The sequence below is a fragment of the Wenzhouxiangella sediminis genome (assembly GCF_003410055.1).
In the GTDB taxonomy this organism is placed as follows: domain Bacteria; phylum Pseudomonadota; class Gammaproteobacteria; order Xanthomonadales; family Wenzhouxiangellaceae; genus Wenzhouxiangella; species Wenzhouxiangella sediminis.
The window spans coordinates 37,009-56,512 of record NZ_QUZK01000012.1; the positions used below are offsets into that span (position 1 = coordinate 37,009).

General features: G+C 67.5%; 11 protein-coding genes and 1 tRNA gene. 5 read left to right on the plus strand and 7 right to left on the minus strand.

Going from position 1 to position 19,504, the window contains the following annotated elements; genetic code table 11:
• Positions 1-13: 13 nt before the first annotated feature.
• Positions 14-433 carry a nucleoside-diphosphate kinase gene (gene ndk / locus DZC52_RS01785; RefSeq protein WP_116649405.1) on the minus strand — a complete coding sequence of 140 codons (420 nt, stop codon included), beginning with the start codon at positions 431-433 and terminating at the stop codon, positions 14-16.
• Between the two features lie 297 nt (positions 434-730).
• On the opposite strand from ndk, the gene DZC52_RS01790 reads away from it, so the two are divergent.
• From DZC52_RS01790 to DZC52_RS01805, 4 genes are all read left to right on the plus strand, one after another.
• On the plus strand, positions 731-3,640 hold the full coding sequence (locus tag DZC52_RS01790) for a ligand-binding sensor domain-containing diguanylate cyclase (protein ID WP_116649406.1): 2,910 nt from the start codon (positions 731-733) through the stop codon (positions 3,638-3,640).
• Between the two features lie 195 nt (positions 3,641-3,835).
• On the plus strand, positions 3,836-6,109 hold the full coding sequence (locus DZC52_RS01795; RefSeq protein WP_116649407.1) for a diguanylate cyclase: 2,274 nt from the start codon (positions 3,836-3,838) through the stop codon (positions 6,107-6,109).
• 86 nt (positions 6,110-6,195) lie between these two features.
• A tRNA-Asn gene (locus tag DZC52_RS01800) sits at positions 6,196-6,272 on the plus strand.
• A 63-nt stretch (positions 6,273-6,335) separates the two neighbouring features.
• Entirely contained in the window at positions 6,336-7,085 is a 750-nt protein-coding gene (locus DZC52_RS01805; protein ID WP_116649408.1) for an SOS response-associated peptidase, read from the plus strand.
• A 23-nt stretch (positions 7,086-7,108) separates the two neighbouring features.
• Here DZC52_RS01805 and DZC52_RS01810 read toward each other — a convergent pair whose 3' ends face one another.
• Together DZC52_RS01810 and DZC52_RS01815 are read right to left on the minus strand one after the other, a co-directional pair.
• Positions 7,109-8,536 carry a Y-family DNA polymerase gene (locus DZC52_RS01810; RefSeq protein WP_116649409.1) on the minus strand — a complete coding sequence of 476 codons (1,428 nt, stop codon included), beginning with the start codon at positions 8,534-8,536 and terminating at the stop codon, positions 7,109-7,111.
• Positions 8,517-9,179 (minus strand): DNA lesion error-prone repair protein ImuA, encoded by a 663-nt coding sequence (locus DZC52_RS01815; protein ID WP_116649410.1) that lies wholly within the window; start codon positions 9,177-9,179, stop codon positions 8,517-8,519. The genes DZC52_RS01810 and DZC52_RS01815 overlap by 20 nt, the downstream gene beginning before the upstream one ends.
• Positions 9,180-9,266: 87 nt before the next feature.
• Between DZC52_RS01815 and DZC52_RS01820 the strand changes: the two genes are divergently transcribed.
• Positions 9,267-12,455: an error-prone DNA polymerase gene (locus DZC52_RS01820; protein ID WP_116649411.1), complete on the plus strand. Its 3,189-nt coding sequence runs from the start codon at positions 9,267-9,269 to the stop codon at positions 12,453-12,455.
• A gap of 185 nt (positions 12,456-12,640) precedes the next feature.
• Here the strand turns inward: DZC52_RS01820 and DZC52_RS01825 are convergent, their stop codons facing one another.
• The 4 genes from DZC52_RS01825 to smc all read right to left on the minus strand — a co-directional run bounded on the left by DZC52_RS01825 (position 12,641) and on the right by smc (position 19,497).
• Entirely contained in the window at positions 12,641-13,081 is a 441-nt protein-coding gene (locus DZC52_RS01825; protein ID WP_116649412.1) for a universal stress protein, read from the minus strand.
• Positions 13,082-13,168: 87 nt separating this feature from the next.
• Positions 13,169-15,193 (minus strand): NAD-dependent DNA ligase LigA, encoded by a 2,025-nt coding sequence (gene ligA / locus DZC52_RS01830; RefSeq protein WP_116649413.1) that lies wholly within the window; start codon positions 15,191-15,193, stop codon positions 13,169-13,171.
• Between the two features lie 22 nt (positions 15,194-15,215).
• Positions 15,216-15,944, minus strand: a complete 729-nt coding sequence (gene zipA, locus DZC52_RS01835) for a cell division protein ZipA (RefSeq protein ID WP_116649414.1) — start codon at positions 15,942-15,944, stop codon at positions 15,216-15,218.
• A gap of 67 nt (positions 15,945-16,011) precedes the next feature.
• Entirely contained in the window at positions 16,012-19,497 is a 3,486-nt protein-coding gene (smc, locus tag DZC52_RS01840) for a chromosome segregation protein SMC (protein WP_116649415.1), read from the minus strand.
• Between the last annotated feature and the right edge of the window lie 7 nt (positions 19,498-19,504).

Consider the following 19,504-nt stretch of genomic DNA (forward strand, 5'->3'; position numbering starts at 1 on the left):
ATTTCTCTGATAATTACCGTGAGTATATCTCATCATCACCGAAAAAGAAGGCGATTTCCTCTTTCGCGGTGTCGGCGCCGTCCGAACCGTGCACGGCGTTTGCATCGATGCTGGTCGCAAAGTCGGCGCGAATCGTGCCGGGAGCAGCCTGCTGCGGGTCGGTCGCGCCCATCAGCTCACGATTGCGGGCGATGGCATCCTCGCCCTCCAGGACCTGGACCATCACCGGGCCGGACATCATGAAGGCCACAAGGTCCTTGAAGAACGGGCGTTCGCGATGAACGGCGTAGAAACCTTCGGCTTCTTCACGGGAGAGGTGCTTCATGCGGGCGGCGACGATCTTGAGGCCGGCGCGCTCGAAGCGGGTGTAGATCTCGCCGATGACGTTCTTGGCCACGGCATCGGGCTTGATGATGGACAGAGTGCGTTCCATTCCTGCTCCTTCGGACAGATTGCTGGGTCGGTCGTCTGAATTGAGACGCCGTGCGGGTGACGCGACCGGAGCGACTCTGGGGCCGCCTCCGGACAAACCGCAAATTGTATACCTGAACCGCCCTGAATTCATGCCCGAAGGCCACAATCCAGGGCCCCGCCGTCGGCAAGAGGCTTGTATCCGGCGTGAGGGAGTGCACATAATGGCGGCATAGGGTCCGGGGACTGCACGTTGCGGGAGACGACCCTCGTCATCGCAAGCCCCGGGAACGTCCGGCCGCATTCTTCGGGAAGGGAAATGCGCCATCTGTCCATTCTTGCAGCGGCCTGTGGGCTGCTGTGTCTCGTTCTGCCCGGCCTGGCTCATCCCCAGGTCGGCCGCCTGCCGTTCGATGATCTGCATCACCAGGTCTGGACCACCCGGGAGGGGATCCCGCACAACACCATCAACGCCATCGCCCAGACTCCCGACGGCTATCTCTGGTTCGCCACCTGGGAGGGGATCGCCCGTTTCAACGGTCACCGCTTCCGGCTTTTCGAGCGCGGCCCGGAGACCGGCCTGCCGGACGCCGGCGTGCTCTCCTTGTCGGTCGACGAGGGGGGTCGGCTCGTGGCTGCCGGGGCCCGCGGCGGCCTGTCGCTGACGGACGGGCACAGCTGGCAGCCGCTGGCGACCGCACCAACGATGATCACCCATGCCGTCATCGATTCGCACAGGCAGCTGTGGATCGCGACCCAGGGCGCAGGCGTCATCCGCCGTCAGCTCGACGAATCCGGTCGAATGGTGGCCCAGGAGTCGTTTCTTTCCAGCGCTTCGGCTCATCAGGTCCTCACCGATGACCGCGGTGCCTGGGCGGCCACCTCACGCGGCCTGCTGCGAATTCCGCATGTCGGCGAAGCCCGACTCGTCAGCGGAACCGACTTGCCATCGGCGCCGGTACTGAGCCTGCTCGCCGACGACGACGGACGGCTGTTTGTCGGAACCGAGCAGGGCCTGTACGTGCGCGACGGTCTCGAGCAGCCATTCCGGTCCGTGCACGCGCGACTCGACGATCTCGCCGTCAGCGCGCTGCTCGAAGACCGGGGCGGCGCCCTGTGGATCGGCACCATCAACTCCGGCCTCTACCGGCTGAACGGCGGAGGCGTGCGCCACCTGGGAACACAGGACGGCCTGCCCAACAATCGCGTCGTTTCCCTCTACCAGGACTTCGAACACAGCCTTTGGGTCGGCACGAACGGGGGACTATTCCGCCTGCGCTCTGCGCCTTTCGTCACCACGACCCGTGATCAGGGCCTGGTCGGGAACTACGTGCGGGCGGTCATGCCGCACGCCGACGGAAGCTTGTGGGTCGGTACCAGCGAGGGGGTGAGCCGCATCGACGGCGAGCAGGCGCGAACCGTCGGCGACGGCGACGACCCGATTGCGCTGTCGACGCTCAGCCTGGCCCAGATGCCGGGCGGAGACGTACTGATCGGCACGCATTCCGACGGCGTCCTCCACTGGCGCGACGGTCAGGTGGTGGCACGTCACGACCGCGCGAGCGGCCTGCCGTCCAACGACATTCGCTACATCCTGGTCGACCGCGAGCAGCGCATCTGGATCGCCACGGCCAGCGGCCTGGCGCGGGTCGACCAGGAGGGCACAACGGTTTTCCTGCCGCGCGACGGCCTGCCGGGCGATTTCGTCATCGCCGTCGAGGAAGACAGCCGGGGGCAGATCTGGGTCGGCACCGGCTTCGGCCTGGCCCGCTACGCCGGGGGGCACTTCGAGCCGATCTCGCTCTACCATCTCGACGAGGCGATGTACGTCTACGGCATCCACGAGGATCGCACACGCTACAGGCTCTGGCTGGCCACCGACCGCGGCCTGGTTCGCTACGACCCGATCTCCGGCGACGCCGAGCTGGTGGGACGCAGCGCGGGCATGCCGGTCGACAAGCTCTTCCACGTCGTCGACGACCGCCACGGTGCCTTCTGGCTGACCAGCAACCGCGGCATCATCCGCGTACTCCAGGAACAGGCCGTCGCCGTTGCCGATGGCGAGCGCGAGAAGATCGACTTCGAACTCTACACCGAGGGCGACGGTCTCCTCAGCGCCCAGGCCAACGGTGGCGCCGGGCCTCCGGCGGCCTGGCACGAGGGCCGGGTCTGGGTGGCGACCGCTGTCGGCCTCGCGAGCGTCGATCCGGATCACCTGACGCGCTATGAGGACACCGTCCTGCCGGTCAGCATCGAGCACTTCGCGGCCGACGGCAACGAGCAGCGTATCGACGGGCCGGTGAAACTGCCGGCCGGCACCGGACGAGTCACGATCCAGTATGCGGGGCTGGGATTCATCATGCCGCAACGGATTCGCTACCGCACCAAGCTCGAAGGGTTCGACGACGAATGGGTCGATCGGCGGGGCCAGAACGTCGCCGAGTACACCAACCTGGGCCCCGGCGACTACGTTTTTCGGGTCTCGGCCGCCTACCCGTACGGCGACTGGAACGGCTCGGAGACCAGCCTGCGATTTTCCATCGCTCCCCTGCCCTGGCAACGGGCCTGGTTCTGGGTGGTCGTCATACTCGCACTGTCGGGCCTGATCGGGCTCGCGACGCAGTGGCGCATGCGGCGCCTGGAGCGGCGCGCCAGGGAGTTGAGCGCCCAGGTGGACGAAAAGACGCGCGAGCTCAAGCAGCAGGCAGAAAACTTCGAGCGCCAGGCGCGCATCGACCAGCTGACCGGTCTGGCCAACCGGCGCGCATTCGATGAATGGCTGGCCGAAGAATTCCGCCGCAGCCGCTCCGAGGACCGTCCGCTGAGCCTGGTGATCATGGATCTCGACCACTTCAAGCGGGTCAATGACGAGTACTCCCACCTCATCGGCGACGAAGTGATGCGCGTGGTCGCGGATGTGCTGCGCAAACACGTCCGCGCCGGCGACCAGGCCGCGCGCTGGGGCGGCGAGGAGTTCACGCTGACCTTCCACGACATCGACGGAGAGCAGGCGGCGGGCATCAGCGAGCGAATACGCCGTTCGATCGAGACCACCGACTTCGGGCGACTGGCGCCGGACCTCACCATAACCGCAAGCTTCGGCGTCAGCGACAATCGCCAGGCGCAGAACTACGAAGATCTCCTGAGACAGGCCGACCAGGCCCTCTTCCGGGCCAAGGACGAGGGCCGGAACCGGGTCGTGGTACACGTTTCGGAAACGGATTCGTGAAATATCCCGCGCGGGTGGCCACGCTCGGTGCTGCAGTTCGAATCACCCCCCTGTCAACTCCGCTAAACTGGCGCGCGATCAAAAAGGGGTACGAGCAATGAACCATGAGCCCGCCCGCCGCGCGCGAGCGTCCGGATTGCGGCAGAACCTTTCTCCATTCGCTGCCACGCGGGCGAAGCGGGGAATGATCCGCGAATGAGCACTGCGCCACAGGCCGCGCCACGCTCCGGCGGGCTTCTCGGCTCGGCAGCCGTGGTCGTTCTCGTCGCCCTGCTGCTGGCCTGGTCGGTGGTCGACGAATGGCGGTTCGCCAGCCAGCGAATCGGCGTCCTCATCAGCCAGGATGAACAGGGCGTGCTTATCGAAGACGTCGAGCCGGACTCCCCCGCCGAGCGGGCGGGGCTGCAATCCGGTGATCGCGTCATTTCCCTGGAAGGCCGGGCGTTCTCGACGCTGGAAGAGCTCGACGAGCTGTTCGATCGGCACCAGCAGCCCGGCGGCGTCCTGCGCGGCGAGGTCGCCCGGGACGGGAGAACGTTGCCGATCGAGCTCGAGCCGGGCGTCCCGATCGACCTGGCGGGCCTGCTCGCCAAGTTTGTCCTGGTGGCCGCCTACCTCGGCCTGGCGGCGCTGGCATCGCGCTATCGGCGGCAGGACCCGAGAGCGAGAATCCTCACTCTCTTCGTCGCGCTCGTCGCCGTCGAGCTCGCCCTGCCGGCGGGCTATACCCTGGGCGAGCTGGCGGTCACCGGCACCCTGCTGTTCTGGCTGCTCTCGACCGGTGTGCAGTTCGCGATGGAACTGCACCTGGTCAGCCTGATCCCGAAGCGCCTTCCCCTGCTGCAGAAGCGCCCGCGCCTGGTCTGGGTCTACTATGTCATCGGCTTCGGCTCGGGCTTTCTGCTCGCCTCCGCAGCTGTCTATCAGTGGTACCTGGCGCCGCCCGACGGGCCGCCCCTGCTCATGTGGACGGAGACGGCCGTGCTTGTAAGCTGGGCCGTATCGGTGGCCGGCATCCTGGCCTGGCAGGCATGGCGCGCGGAATCGGCCCGGGAGACGAACCAGGCGCTGATGGTGCTGGCCGGCCTGCTGCCCTGGGCCGTCTACATCGTGGTGTCGTCGGTCTGGCCGGGCTGGTCGCGCATCGATCCGGCCCTGGCCGAGCACATCGAGAACGTCATCCTCCTGATCTTTCCGGCCACGGTCTTCCTGGCCATCTTTCGCTACGGCCTGTTCGACGTCGAGTCCCTGGTCCGCCGCGGTCTCGTCTACGGGGCCGTCGCGCTGCTCGTCATCATTTTGCTCTATACGCTGCTGACCACGGCGCTGCCGCTGTTCGAACAGGCCTTCGGTCTGCGAACGAGCCAGTGGATCGTCACCGCCTGCGCGCTGATCATCGGCATCCTGTTCCGCCCCCTGCGCCGGGGAATCGAGCGACTGGTCGAGCGCGGCCTGTTCCCGAAACGCCGAGCACTGCGCCATCGCCTCATCCAGGTCGCCCGCGCGCTTTCCACGCAGGGCCGCCTGGAAACGCTGGTCCAGCAACTGGCGGATGAATCGCGCCAGGCGCTCGACCTGTCCTGGTCGGCAGTCGTGGCGGTCGACGAAGCCCAGGACGGGCTGACCACCGCTTTCAGTCGGGGCATCGAAGCCGACCGGCGCGAACGCTTGACGTCCCTGCTTCACGAGCGCTCCAGGGCCTTCGGCCATCTCGAGCGCCTGCGTCGCCCCGTCACCGTCAACCGGCTCCGTCGCCAGGACGAGCAGAGCGCCGAGGAGTTGGCGGCCATCGGAGCCGAGGTTCTCGTCCCCCTGTATTTCCAGCGGCGGATGATCGGCACGCTTTGTCTCGGACGCAAGCACAACGGCGAGCTGTTCCGGCGCGAGGAGATCGAGCTCCTCGACCTGTTCTCGCACCAGGTGGCCACCAGCCTGGAGAATCTGCGGCTGTTCCAGGACGCGACCTACGAGGAACTCACCGGCCTGCTGCGGCGCGAAGTGGTGCTACGCCAGCTCGACACCGAAGCCGCCCGCGCCGTTCGCCGCGGCACGCCGTTGTCGGTCTGCATGATCGACCTCGATCACTTCAAGTCCGTCAACGATGCCCACGGCCACTTGTTCGGCGACCGCATCCTGTCACGGGTGGCCGGGGTGATGCGAGAACGCGTTCGCGCCGTCGACGCCATCGGGCGTTACGGCGGCGAGGAGTTCCTGCTGGTCCTGCCCGAGACCGACGACGAGGGCGCGCGCCGGCTTGCCGAGGAACTGCGCCAGGCCGTTGCCGACCTGGCTTTCGAAAAGCCCGACGGCAGCGGCACCCTGGGCGTGACCATTTCCATCGGAACCACCACATCGGCCTCAGGCAAAGACGCCCCGGAGCGCCTCGCCGCCCGCCTCCTCCAGCGGGCAGACGAGGCCGTCTACCGCGCCAAGTCCGGCGGCCGCAACCGCATCATCGCCCTGCCCTGAAAGCCAGACCGGATTTCGCGGAAAAAGTCGCTCAAAGCGCTTGACGGACCGGGCTGCAATGCGCAAAATATGCGGCTTCACATGATTCCCCGGTAGCTCAGCTGGTTAGAGCGGGTGACTGTTAATCACTAGGTCGTTGGTTCGAATCCGACCCGGGGAGCCAGATTCGAGAAGGCCCTGCACGGTATCATCCGTACAGGGCCTTTTCTTTTTCCGGAGCGCGCGAATGTGCGGACGCGGCGGTCACGAGTTTTCCTGGCGGCAGGTCTATGAGTACCTCGACCTGTTCGGCACCCCGCCCGACGACGGGCTGCGCCTGCTCAACGTCGCGCCCTCGACGCGCCGGGGGGATTCGGTGCGCTGGACCGTCCTGCCGGCCGTCATGCCCGATGAACAGGGCCGTCGTGTTCTCCAGCACATGGTCTGGCCGCTGCTCCCGCCCTGGATGAAGGGTGAGCTGCCCAAATTCTCGACGGCCAACTGCCGCAGCGAACCGGGCGTGCCCTTCTCGGAAACGGTGGTAAAGAAGCCGACCTTCCGCAATGCCTGGAAGCGCGGACAGCGCTGCCTGGTGCCGTTTTCCTGGTTCTACGAGTGGGACCAGCGCAGCAAGCCCAAGCAGCCCTGGCGCGTCATGCCGGCCACCGAGCCGATGCTGATCTTCGCCGGCCTCTGGGACGAGTCGACAACCCGCGAGGGCGAAACCCGCCGCTCCTTCACCCTGATCACCACCGAACCCAACGGCCTGCTGCGCGAAATCGGCCATCACCGCGCGCCGGTGATGCTCACCGGGAATCAATGGCAGACCTGGCTGACCGGGTCACCGGAGGCCGCCGAGCAGCTTCTTGCGCCGCCCCCGGAAGACAGCCTGCGCGCCGAGCCCGTGAGCACGAAGGTCAACAACCCCGAATACCAGGGGGAGGACCTGCTCGAGCCGATTGAACTCCCGCAAGGGCAAGCCGGGCTGGACCTTTAGGGCTTCGAATTTGAAAATTTCGGTCAATCGAACAGGCCATGAATGAACCACCCTTCCCTGGGCCGGTGTTCGTGAAACACCCATAGCCGCCGTCCGTGACGGTCGCGGGCGACGAAATAGTCGCGCCGGCAGTCTTCCTCGTCCCACCAGCCGGCCTCGATGCGCTCGGGGCCGTCTTCCAGCCTGAGGTTCTCGCGTCGGCAGGGACAGGGAGCGGGCAACAGCCAGGTCGGTCTCGGCCGTTCGTCCTCGCAATTCGAAGACGTGCCCGGCTCGACCCAGCGCCAGGCCTTCTCCGGGCGGTGATCGGGCTGCGGCGCCAGGCCGGACAGTCCCGCCTCCCCGAGGCGCGCCTTGAGGCGATCCAGCAGCGCCGGCCAGGCGTCGCCGCGGTTGTGGCCGCTCCACAGGTCCGCCTGCGGCGGGCGGTGTTCGCCGGTGCTCTCGGCGCGCAGTTCGACGGCCTCGACGGGCGCCGGCAACTCGAGGTTCTCGAGCTTGAGCGCGAGCAGTTCCAGCAGGCGCTCGGCGTCCATGCCCGGACGCGACAGCCCCACTTCCAGCGGAATGCGACCGCCGCCGTCCTCGCGATGCAGCGTCACGTGCAAACGCGTGAGCGCCTGGTCGCGAACGTCGAGCCAGTGCGCCATGCGCTCGATCGCCCGGCGAAACACGAACAGCAGGGCCGCGCTGTCGCTGCTGGCCGCCGGCAGCTCCAGGCGCAGACAGAAGACCTCGGGCGGCTGCCAGGCGGCCAGCGGCGTGGGCGCCCTGCCCTCCAGGCACAGGAGATGACGGTTCAGGGCCGGTCCGAAACGACGCGCCCGCTCGGGCGCCGGCAGGCGCAGCAGCCCGGCTACGGAATCCAGGCCGCAACCCGCCAGGGCCCGGGCCTGCCTGTCGTCGAGGGCCAGCGCGGTCAGCGGCAGCCCGTGCAGTTTCCGGCGCATGATCTCGCGGTCGGCGGCGTGCAGGCCGTGGCGGGCGAACAGCCGGGCCGTCGCGGGGACCGGCGCCGAGCCGGCGCGCACCGGCAGGCCGCGGCGTTCGAGATCCGCGCACAGGGCCTCGACCAGCGGCCGCAGCCCGCCGTAGAGACGCCGGCTGCCGGCGATTTCCAGCAGCACGCCGTCGCTCGGCGCCTGCACCACATGGCTGCTGCCCTGCCAGGCGCCCAGCGCCAGCTGTTCGAGCAGGGCCGCTTCGGCCCGGGAGTGGCGCGGGCGGCTCTGCAGGGCCGGCGCGATCGCCAGCGCCGTCGCCAGGGGCTGGCCGGGCGTCACCCCGGCGCGACGCGCGGCCGAACTGGCCTGCAGGATGATATGGCGGCCGCGCTGATGGCCGTGCACGGCGTGCAGCTCCGGCACCTCCGGATCGCACTGCCAGGCCGCCAGCAGCGGCAGCTGCGGGCAGTGCAGCCCCAGCCACAGTTCATTGCATCGAACGGGCATGGCGACGATAGCGCTCCAGGTCGACGACGGACTCCGATTCCGGGCTCAGGCACCTGGACTCGACCAGGCCGGACGGGCTGCGCAGGATCTCGACCTCCGGACCGGGAGACAGGCCCAGGCGCAGGGCCGACACGGAAGGCGGCGGCGACTGGTCCGGGCGATAGACCACGAAGGTCGGCCCGGGGCTGCGCTCGGCGGCCAGCTGCAGGCGGCGCACGGCGCGCTCCCCCACCGGCCCGGCGGGCGGCCAGACCACGACGCTGCCGCACAATCCGCTTTTCAGGCACTGCTCGGCCGCCCACAGCGATTCGCTCGCCTCGCGCACCACGACCAGGTGATCGAGCGCCACGCCGGCGCTGATCAGCGCCTGCGGCCCCGGCACCAGGGCCGGACCGGCCAGCACCACCGGCTCGGCCCGCTGCGTGCAACGCGCCAGAAGCGGCAGCAACAGGCCCAGCTCGCCGCAACCGCTCAGGCTCGGCAGAAGCTCGGTCAGGCGACCCAGCGGCCAGCCGCCGCCGGGCAGGCCGCGGTCGAGCCAGCCCAGGCCGGTCGATGCGGCCGGAAAGGTCTTGCGCGCCCGGCCCCGCCACAAATCCGGACGGCGATCGAGCAACTGTTCAAGTGAGGCGTCGGCCGACATTGCGGACTCCGTACGGGTGGACCAGAATACTGTATAAGTTTACAGTTTCTCAGAACCCGCGAATTCACGAATTGCCCGGAATCCGTCTTGAGCGAGTCAGCCCAATCAACGCCCGAGTACGCCGAACTGCATGCCCTGAGCGCCTTCAGCTTCCGGCGCTCGGCCGCGCATCCTCAAGCCCTGGTGCGGCGCGCCGCCGAATGCGGCTACTCGGCGCTGGCGATCACCGACGAATGCTCGATGGCCGGCGTGGTCCGCGCCCACGAGGCCGCCCGGGAACACGGCCTCCACCTGATCGTCGGCAGCGAACTTCACCTGGACGATCTTCACCTGGTGCTGCTCGCACCCGACCGGACCGCCTACGCGCAGATCTGCCGCCTGATCACCCGCGCCCGCCGGCGCGCCGGCAAGGGCGCGTACCGGGTGTTGCCCGAGGACCTGGACGAAGGGCTCGACGACGTGCTGGCGATCTGGAAACCGACACGGCAAGTGGGGAGAAACCCACTTGCGCGTGTCGTCCCGGCCGAAGAGCCGGGACCTTCCATGCTCGACCGCAACACTGCCTGGCTCAAGGAACGCTTCGGCGGTCGTCTGTGGCTCGGCGCCACCCGCCTGCTCGCACCCGGCGAACGCGCCTGGTTCCGCGAGCTCGACGCGCTGGGTCGAAGGCACGGCATTCCGCGCCTGGCCTGCGGCGACGTGCGCCTGGGCGTGCGCGAGGACAAACCCCTGCTCGACGTCTTTACCGCGCTCGAGATGGGCCGCCCCGTCGCCGACTGCGGCCTGGCCCTGGCCGCCAGCGGCGAGCGGCACTTACGCGAGCGCAAGGTGCTGGCGAAGCTCTACCCGGCCGAATGGCTGGCCGAGACCCTGCGCCTGGCCGGGCGCTGCGGCTTCTCGCTCGATCAGCTCCATTACCACTACCCGCGCGAGCTGGTGCCGGCGCCCCTGAGTCCCGGCCAGCACCTGCGCCGGCTCGCGCTGGCCGGCGCCCGCCGGCGCTATGGCGATCCGGTGCCGGAAAAGGTGCAGGCCCTGCTCTCGCGCGAACTGGCGCTGATCGAGGACATGGGCGTGGAAGCCTTCTTCCTGACCGTGCACGACCTGGTGGTGTTCGCCCGCTCGCGCGGCATCCTCTGCCAGGGCCGCGGTTCGGCGGCCAACTCGGCGGTGTGCTACTGCCTGGGCGTGACCGAAGTCGACCCGTCGAAGCAGCAGCTCCTGTTCGAGCGTTTCCTGTCGAAGGAACGCAACGAACCGCCGGACATCGACGTCGACTTCGAGCACGAGCGCCGCGAAGAGGTGCTGCAGTATGTCTACGAAAAATACGGCCGCGAACGCGCCGCGCTGGCCGCCACCGTCATCTGCTACCGACCGCGCAGCGCCATGCAGGACGTCGGCCGGGCGCTGGGCCTGGAGCCCGAACGCGTCAACCGCCTGACCGCCTCCCTGGCCTGGTGGGACGAGCCCGGGGTCTGGCCCGAGCGCCTGCGCGAATGCGGCCTGGATCCGGACGCGGCGCTGACGAAGCGCTTCCTCGAACTGACCGGCCGCCTGATCGGCTTTCCCCGCCACCTCTCCCAGCACGTCGGCGGCATGGTCATCTCCGATACGCCCCTGCACGAACTGGTGCCGGTGGAGAACGCCGCCATGGCGGACCGCACCATCATCCAGTGGGACAAGGACGACCTCGAGTCCCTGGGCCTGCTGAAGGTCGACTGCCTGGCGCTGGGGATGTTGACGGTGATCCGGAAAGCGATGGATTTGATCAATAGTCAGCACCAGGCACCAAGCACCTCCCCCACCAAAAAACCAAAAAACGAACACAAGCTCACGCTGGCGACGATCCCCCGCGAAGATTCCCGCACGTATGACATGCTCTGCCGGGGTGACGCAGTCGGCGTCTTCCAGGTCGAGTCTCGGGCGCAGATGGCGATGTTGCCCAGGCTCAAGCCGCGCTGCTTCTACGACCTGGTCATCGAGGTGGCGATCGTGCGGCCCGGGCCGATCCAGGGCGACATGGTGCATCCCTACCTCGAGCGCCGGCGTCATCCCGAACAGGTGAGCTACCCCAGCCCCGAACTGAAGAACGTTCTCGAGCGCACCCTGGGCGTACCCATCTTCCAGGAGCAGGTCATGCAGATCGCCATGGTCGCGGCCGGCTTCAGCCCCGGCGAGGCCGACCAGCTCAGGCGGGCGATGGCGGCCTGGCGGCGGCGCGGCGGCCTGGAACCGTTTCGCGAGCGGCTCATGTCGGGCATGCGCGAGCGCGGCTATTCAGAAGAATTCGCCGAGCGCATCTACAGGCAGATCTGCGGTTTCGGCGAATACGGCTTTCCCGAATCGCACGCGGCCAGCTTCGCCCTGCTGACCTACGTTTCCTCCTGGCTGAAATGCCACCACCCCGCCGCCTTCGCCTGCGCGCTGCTCAACAGCCAGCCGATGGGCTTCTACGCCCCGGCCCAGATCATCAACGACGTCAAACGGCACGGGGTGCGGGTGCTGCCGGTGGATGTGCGTTACAGCGAGTGGGATTGCACCCTCACCAAAACACAAAAAAACCAAAACACCAAAACACCAATCCGCCTGGGACTACGCATGATCAAGGGCTTTCGCGAGGACATCGCTGTAGGCATCGCCGAGGCGCGCCGAACGGCCCCCTTCTACAGCGTCGACGAACTGGCCGAGCGGGCCGGACTGGATCGGGGCTCGATGAAGAAACTGGCCGACGCCGGTGCGCTGAAGGGTCTGGCCGGGCATCGTCATCGGGCGCGCTGGGCCGCGCTGGGCGCGCGGCGGCAGGGCGACCTGCTGGCCGATGCCGAGATCCGCGAACAGCCGGTCCAGTTGTCGCTGCCCGATGCCAGAAGCGAACTGGTCGACGACTACGCCAGCCTGGGGCTGAGCCTGGAGCGGCATCCGCTGAAGTTGCTGCGGCGTCGGCTGGGCCGTCACGTGCTTCGCGCCAGCGACCTGCCCCGGCAGGCGGACGGTCGCCGAACGGTCGCGGCCGGCCTGGTCACGCATCGCCAGCGGCCGGGCACGGCCTCGGGTGTGGTCTTCCTGTCGCTGGAAGACGAGACCGGCATCGTCAACGTGGTGGTCTGGCCGAAGCTGCTCGAGCGCTATCGCCAAGCGGTGCTCGGCGGCAGCATCCTGCGCGTGGCCGGCAAGCTGCAGAACGTCGAGGGCGTGTGCCACCTCGTGGCCGAACGCATCGACAGCCTCGATACCTGGCTGACCGAGCTGGACAGCCGTTCGCGGGATTTTTGTTGAGCGGAAGAATAGATGGGCCCGGGGAAAGACCGGTGCGTCGTCATGCCTCACGCAAAGCCGCAGAGACGCAGAGTGCGCAGAGGAAGAAAGAGAAAAGAACATCTCTTCTTTTCTCCGCGAACTCTGCGGCTCCGCGTCTCTGCGTGATGCCCTTTTTCTTGCTCGACGCTACGCCTGCGACTTGATCAAGTAATGATCGTGACGGGGCTCTTGGCGTGGCGGCTGACCTTGTCGCTGACGCTGCCGAGCACCAGGGACTTCATGCGCGACAGTCCGCGGCGACCCATGATGACCATCACGCCGGGATCGTCCTCGGCGTAGCGCACGATCTCTTCGGCCGGATCGCCGATGGAGGTTTCTTCCTCGATGTCCTTCGGCGCATCGTCGCCGAGCGCTTCGCGCGTCTTGTCGAAGGCGCGCTGTGCCGCCGCCTGAGCTGCATGGTCGATGTCGTCGCGGGACATGCCGGCCATGCCGATGACTTCGACCGAGGCGGCCGGAAAGACGTAGAAAAGGCGCATCGGAACACCCAGCGCGGCAGCCATACCCGCGGCGAACTTCACGGCGCGATTGGCATTGTCGGAGCCGTCGACCGGCACCAGAATTTCCTTGACCGGATGATTCATGTCTGTCCTCCTGCTTTGCGTGTCATGGTCGCTACCAGATCGGATTCTGCGGGAGAACGTCAACTCCCGTCTTGACCTGAAACAACTTCAGCCGCCGTGCTTGCGCAGCAGTTCTTCCAGTGCCGCCTCGTCGAGCACGTCGATACCCAGTTCCCCGGCCTTGTCGAACTTCGACCCCGGGTTCTCACCGGCGATCACCGCCGTGGTGTTCTTCGAGACACTGCCGGTTACCCGTGCCCCGAGCGATTCCAGGCGCTTCTTGGCCTGTGAGCGCGTCAGGCCCGATAGTGACCCGGTCAGCACATAGGTGCAATCGGACAGGGGCAGGTCTCCGGTATCGGCGGCCGACTCTTCGGGATCGTAGCTTACACCGGCTTCGAGAAGCTCTTCGATCACCTTGCGATTGTGCGCCTCGTCGAAGAAGGCATGAACATGCCGGGCGACCACCGGGCCGACGTCGCGCACGGCCTCGAGATCCTCGACGGATGCCTCGGCAAGCTTGTCGAGCGTGCCGAAGTGCCGGGCGAGTGCCCGGGCGGTGACTTCCCCGACCTCGCGGATGCCGAGCGCGAAAAGCAGCCGGCCCAGTGCCACCTTCTTGCTGTCTTCCAGGGCCTGCAGGAGGTTCTCCGCCGACTTCTCTCCCATGCGGTCCAGGCCCGCGAGCGTGTCTCGATCGAGCTTGTACAGATCGGCCGGGCTGTGCACCAGGTCCTGGTCCACGAGTTGGCCGATGACCTTTTCCCCGAGTCCGTCGATGTCCATGGCCGCGCGGCTGGCGTAGTGCTCGAGCGCGCGCTTGCGCTGCGCCGGGCAGACCAGGCCGCCGGTGCAGCGCGCAACCGCCTCGCCCTCGACCTGTTCGACGGCCGAATCGCATTCGGGGCAGCGCTCCGGCATCTCCCAGGGTTCGAGTTCGCCCTCGCGGCGCTCCGGTATCGAGCGCACGATCTCGGGGATCACGTCGCCGGCCCGCCGAACCACGACGTAGTCGCCGGGGCGTACGTCCTTGCGGCGGATCTCGTCGATGTTGTGCAGCGTCGCGTTGGTTACCGTCACGCCGCCCACGAAAACCGGCTCGAGGCGGGCGACGGGCGTGAGCGCACCGGTGCGGCCGACCTGCACCTCGATGCCCACGAGGCGCGTGGTTTCCTCCTGCGCGGGAAACTTGTGCGCGATGGCCCAGCGCGGCGCGCGCGAAACGAAGCCCAGTTCCTGCTGCTGATCGAGATCGTCGACCTTGTAGACCACGCCATCGATGTCGTAGTCGAGCTGGTCACGACGCTCGCCCGCCTGCTCGTAGTAGGCCAGCAGGCCTTTCAGGCCTTTTACGCTTTGTGCTTCCGGGCTCACGGGCAAACCCATGCCGCGCAGCTTCTCGAGTATTTCGGAATGGCGTCCCGGCAGGCCGTCGGTGGTGGCGGCCTGATAACAGAAGAAATGCAGCGGCCGCCGCGCCGTTACGCTGGAGTCGAGCTGCCGGAGACTGCCCGAGGCGGCATTGCGCGGGTTGACGAAGGTCTTCTCGTCGGCGTCGGCGAGCCTTTCGTTGAGCTCGGCGAAGCCCGAGCGCGTCATGAAGATCTCGCCGCGCACCTCCAGCGCTTCGGGCAAGTCATCGCCGCGAAGCTTGAGCGGCACGGCGCGTATGGTGCGAACGTTGGCGGTGACGTCCTCGCCGCTGCGGCCGTCCCCGCGGGTGGCTGCGAGCGTCAGGCGGCCGTTTTCGTAGCGCAGGGCGATGGCGACGCCGTCGAGCTTGGGCTCGGCGCTGTAGACCACTTCGTCGATGTCGAGGCGATCGCGCACCCGGCGGTCGAACTCCGCCACCTCGTCTTCGCTGAAGGCGTTGCCGAGCGACAGCATGGGGATGCGATGCGCGACGGTCTCGAAGCCTTCGGCCGGACGCGCCCCCACGCGCTGGGTGGGCGAGTCCTCGGTGACCAGGTCGGGATGCTCGGACTCGAGCGCCTCCAGCTCACGCAGCAGGCGATCGTACTCGGCGTCCGAAATGATCGGATCGTCGAGGACGTAATAGCGATAGTTGTGCTCGTGGATCTTCTCGCGCAGGGTTTCGATGCGCGATGCCGCGTCCTTTCGCTCGTCGTTCATCTATTGCCGGCACCCGCTCCCGTCATTGATCGGGGGCGCCCTGGATCATGCCCGTGCGGCGGTCGTATTCGCGCATTTCCTCGCGGATCTGCGCGATGCGCTGTCGGGTGAGCAGGCATTTGGCATCGTCGAGGACATCGGCCTCGAGGAGTTTGCTGATGCGCTCGGCCGTGGCCAGCATCGCGTCCCAGGCATCCAGCGCGCTGACCGGCGCCGGCAGGGTCAGGAAGAGCGTCACGCCCGGCGTGTCGAAGACGTTCCACTGCGATGGATCGAAATGCCCCGGCGGCGTCAGGTTGGCCATGGAGAAGACCGGCTTCTTCGCACCCTCGTGGCGTCGGTGGAAGATGTTCATCTCACCGAAGTTGAGGCCCGCCTTGATCGCCGCGTCCAGCAGCTCGGAACCGCTGATGCGCTTTTCGCCCCGCCGGCAGATGTAGAGGTAGACGATCTTGTCGGGCGACTCGTGAACCGCGGACTGGCCGGTCGCCACGTGATCCTTGCCGGCACCGGCCTCTTCGGCTGCGGGCCACAGGGATGCGGTCTCCGGCGCCTTTCGATCGGCGTCCCGATCGCTCGCATCGTCGTCGTCATCCGGGCCGGCATCGGGTCCGCCGAGCGTCGGTTCCCGCCGGGCGGCGCGCCAGCGCGCGTGGTTGCGCTTGGATTCCCCTTCGGGCTTGTGCAGCAGCACGATGAGCGCCAGCACGACCAGGCCCAGCAGGATCAGGATGAGGCGCAGATTGTCCACGAATCAGAATTCCCGAGCGTTGCGGTGTTCGAAAGTGTAACCGAAGCGCCGTGGCGCTCCACGTCGATCAGGCCTGGGCCAGCGCGACGGCCCGATCCAGGTCGACCGACACCAGTCGCGACACACCCGGCTCGCGCATGGTAACGCCGAGCATCTGGTGAGCGACTTCCATGGTGACCTTGTTGTGCGTCACGACCAGGAACTGAACCTGCTCGGACATCTCGCGCACCATGTCGGAGAAGCGACCCACGTTGGCGTCGTCGAGCGGCGCGTCGACCTCGTCGAGCAGGCAGAACGGCGCCGGGTTGAGATTGAAGATCGAGAACACGAAGGCCACCGCCGTCAGCGCCTTTTCTCCGCCCGACAGCAGGTGGATGCGGGCGATGCGCTTGCCCGGCGGGCGCGCCAGGATGGCGACCCCGGCCGACAGCCAGTCCTCACCGACCATTTCCAGGTGACCGTGCCCGCCGCCGAACAGGCGGGGGAACAGCGTTTCCATGTTCTTGTTGACCTGCTCGAAGGTCTCGCGGAAACGCGTGCGCGTATCCCGGTCGATCCGGCTGATCGCCTTCTCGAGCGTCTCGAGGGCCTCGACGAGGTCATCGTGCTGGCGATCCAGGTATTCCTTGCGCTCCGACTCGGTGTCGTACTCGTCGATCGCGGCGAGGTTGACCGGCTCGAGCCGGCGGATCTTCTGCTCCAGGGTTTCGAGCTCGCCCTGGTACTTCTGCGCCTCGGCGCCGTCGGGCAGTTCGCCCAGCAGCGCTTCGAGATCGGCACCCAACTCTTCGATACGCCCGGCGATGGTCTCGGCCTTGAGCTGCGTTTCCTTCAGCGCGAGTTGGCGGCTGGACTGGTCGGCCCGGATCTGCTCGGCTTCCCCGGCGGCCTTCTGGCGAATCTCGTCCTGTTCGCGCCACTTGGCCTCGAGCGACTCCAGTCGTGACCGGGCTTCGCGCAGGCGTTCCTCGATCTTGAGGCGCTCGTCGAGCAACTCGTCGCGCTTCTTCTGCTGGGCGGCGACCGGCTCGTCGCCCTGCGCCAGGGCCTCGCTGAGCTCCAGGTAGCGAGACTGAAGCTGGCCGACCTGGTTGTCCATCCGCTCGATCGACTGGCGCAGCGATTCGAGCCCGGCCCGGCTGGACTCGACCTTGAGCGACAGTTCCTCGCGCTGGCGGCGGGCTTCGGCCAGGCGTGATCTGGCCTGCTGCCGAGCCTCGTCCAGCTCGCGCCGCTCGCGCTGCAGCGGCTCACGGCCGGCCTCGGCTTCTTCCATGCGCTTGAGCGCCGCTTCCATGTCGCGACGGGCCGCGCCCACGGCTTCGCCGTCCTCGGCCTGGCGCGCCTTCAGCGTCTCGACCTCCTCGAGCGCTTCGCGACGCTGGCGTTCCAGGTTCTCCAGCCGGGATTCCAGGCTGCTGAGCTGACCCTGCAGACGGGCGTGCTCGCGCTGGCCGGCCTCCAGCTCGGATCCTTCCTTCGAGATCTCGGCTTCGAGGCGCTCGCGCTCGTCGCGCGCCTCGGCCAGCCGGGACTCGATTTCGGCGATCCGCTCGCCGTCACTCTCGATCTGCTCGCCGAGTTCGCGAATTTCCTGTTCGCGCTGCAGCAGACCGGCCTCGTCGGCCGCGCCGGCGGGCTGGCGCAGCCAGCCCGCGCCGAGCCAGACGCCCTCGGGCGTGATCACCGATTCGTGGTCGTCGAGCTCGGCCAGTTTGCTTTGCGCCACGCCGAGGTCAGGCACACAGTGGACGCGGGCGAGCACATCGCCCAGCGCACCGGCACCGCTCACCTTTTCGGAGAGCGTGCCCGGTCGGGACGGCCTTTCGCCCTCGCCGGCCAGACGCAGGCCGGCCTCCGGCAGTGCGTCGCCCAGATGGGCATCGATGCCCTCGACGCAGATCGCCTGCAGCCAGTCCTCGAGCACTGTCTCGACGGCGCGGTTCCATTCCCGCTCGGAGACCTCGAGCTGGTGGAGCACCCGGGCCTCGGCGTCCAGACCCTGGGACTCGAGCCAGCGGGCAATGGCTTCGTCGTTGTCCTCGCCGCGGTTGAGCAGGCGCAGCGAATCGACGCGCGCCTGGCGCTCATGGCGCTGGGCGCGAGCGCTTTCGAGATCGTTGCGGAGTTGTTCGATGCGCTGGCGAAGCTCGCCCACGCGGCTGCGCTTGCCTTCCACTTCCTCGCGCATCCGCTCCAGCCGGCTCTCGCTGCCGGCAATCTGCTCGACAAGCGTTTCCTTTTCGCCGGCCAGGCGCTCGACGGCGGAATCGCCGCTCTGCTCGTCCAGGCTCTTGAGGCGCTCGGCGGCGCGGTTCATCCGGTCGTCGAGATGCTCGATGCGCTGGCGCAGCAGCTCGGCCTCGCTGGACGCGGACCCGGCGCCCTCCTGATGGGCCTGCCAGCGCGCCTGCCAGGATTCCAGGCCCTCGTCGACGCGCTCGACTTCGGACTGCGCCTCCTTTTCGGCCTCGCGCGCCGCCTCGAGCTCGGGATTGAGCCGGGCCAGGAGCTCGGATGTTTCCTTGACCTGCGCCTTGTCGAGCACGAGATGCTGCTTGAGCTCGTTGAGCTGGGCCTCGGTTTCGCTGTACTCGGACTGCTGGCGCTTGCGGATCTCGCGCTGGTGCTCGATGGCCTGCTCGATGCGCGCGATCTCGCCGGCCACCTCGTAGAGCTCGCCCTGAACCTTCGAGACCGCCTCGCGGGCCTCGTGCTGGCCCTGGCGCAGCTCCTCGAGCTCCTTTTCGGCCGAGCGCTGGGTCGACAGCGCCGACTGCAGCTGGTTTTCCACCTCCCGCAGCGCCTTCTCCTCGCCTTCCGAGCGGGACTTCATCTCGCGCCAGCGCAGCGCCATCAGCCGGGCCTCGTCGTCGCGATAGCGCGCCTTGAGCTTCTTGTAGCGCTCGGCGGCATTGGCCTGGCGCTTGAGCTTGTCGAGATGCTTGCTGACCTCTTCGCGCAGATCGCTGAGACGCTCGAGATTCTCCCGGGTGTGGCGGATGCGGTTCTCGGTCTCGCGGCGGCGCTCCTTGTACTTGGAGATGCCGGCAGCCTCTTCCAGGAAGGCGCGCAGGTCCTCGGGGCGAGCCTCGACGATCTGCGAGATCATTCCCTGCTCGATGATCGCGTAGCTGCGCGGCCCCAGGCCGGTGCCGAGGAACAGGTTGGTGATGTCCTTCTTGCGGCACTTGGTGCCGTTGAGCCAGTAGCTGGACTGGCCGTCGCGCGTGACCTGGCGCTTGACCGAGATTTCGTTGTAATCGGCGTATTCGCCGCCGGCGCGGCCGTCGCTGTTGTCGAAGATCAGCTCGACCGTGGCCGTGGCCACCGGCTTGCGCGCGCTCGAGCCGGAGAAAATCACGTCGCTCATCGATTCGCCGCGCAGCTGGCGGGCCGAGGTCTCGCCCATCACCCAGCGCACCGCGTCGATGATATTGGACTTGCCGCAGCCGTTCGGCCCGACAATACCCATCAGATTGGAGGGAAACTTGATCGTGGTCGGCTCCACAAAGGACTTGAAGCCGGACAGTTTCATTGCGGTCAGTCGCATCGAGACA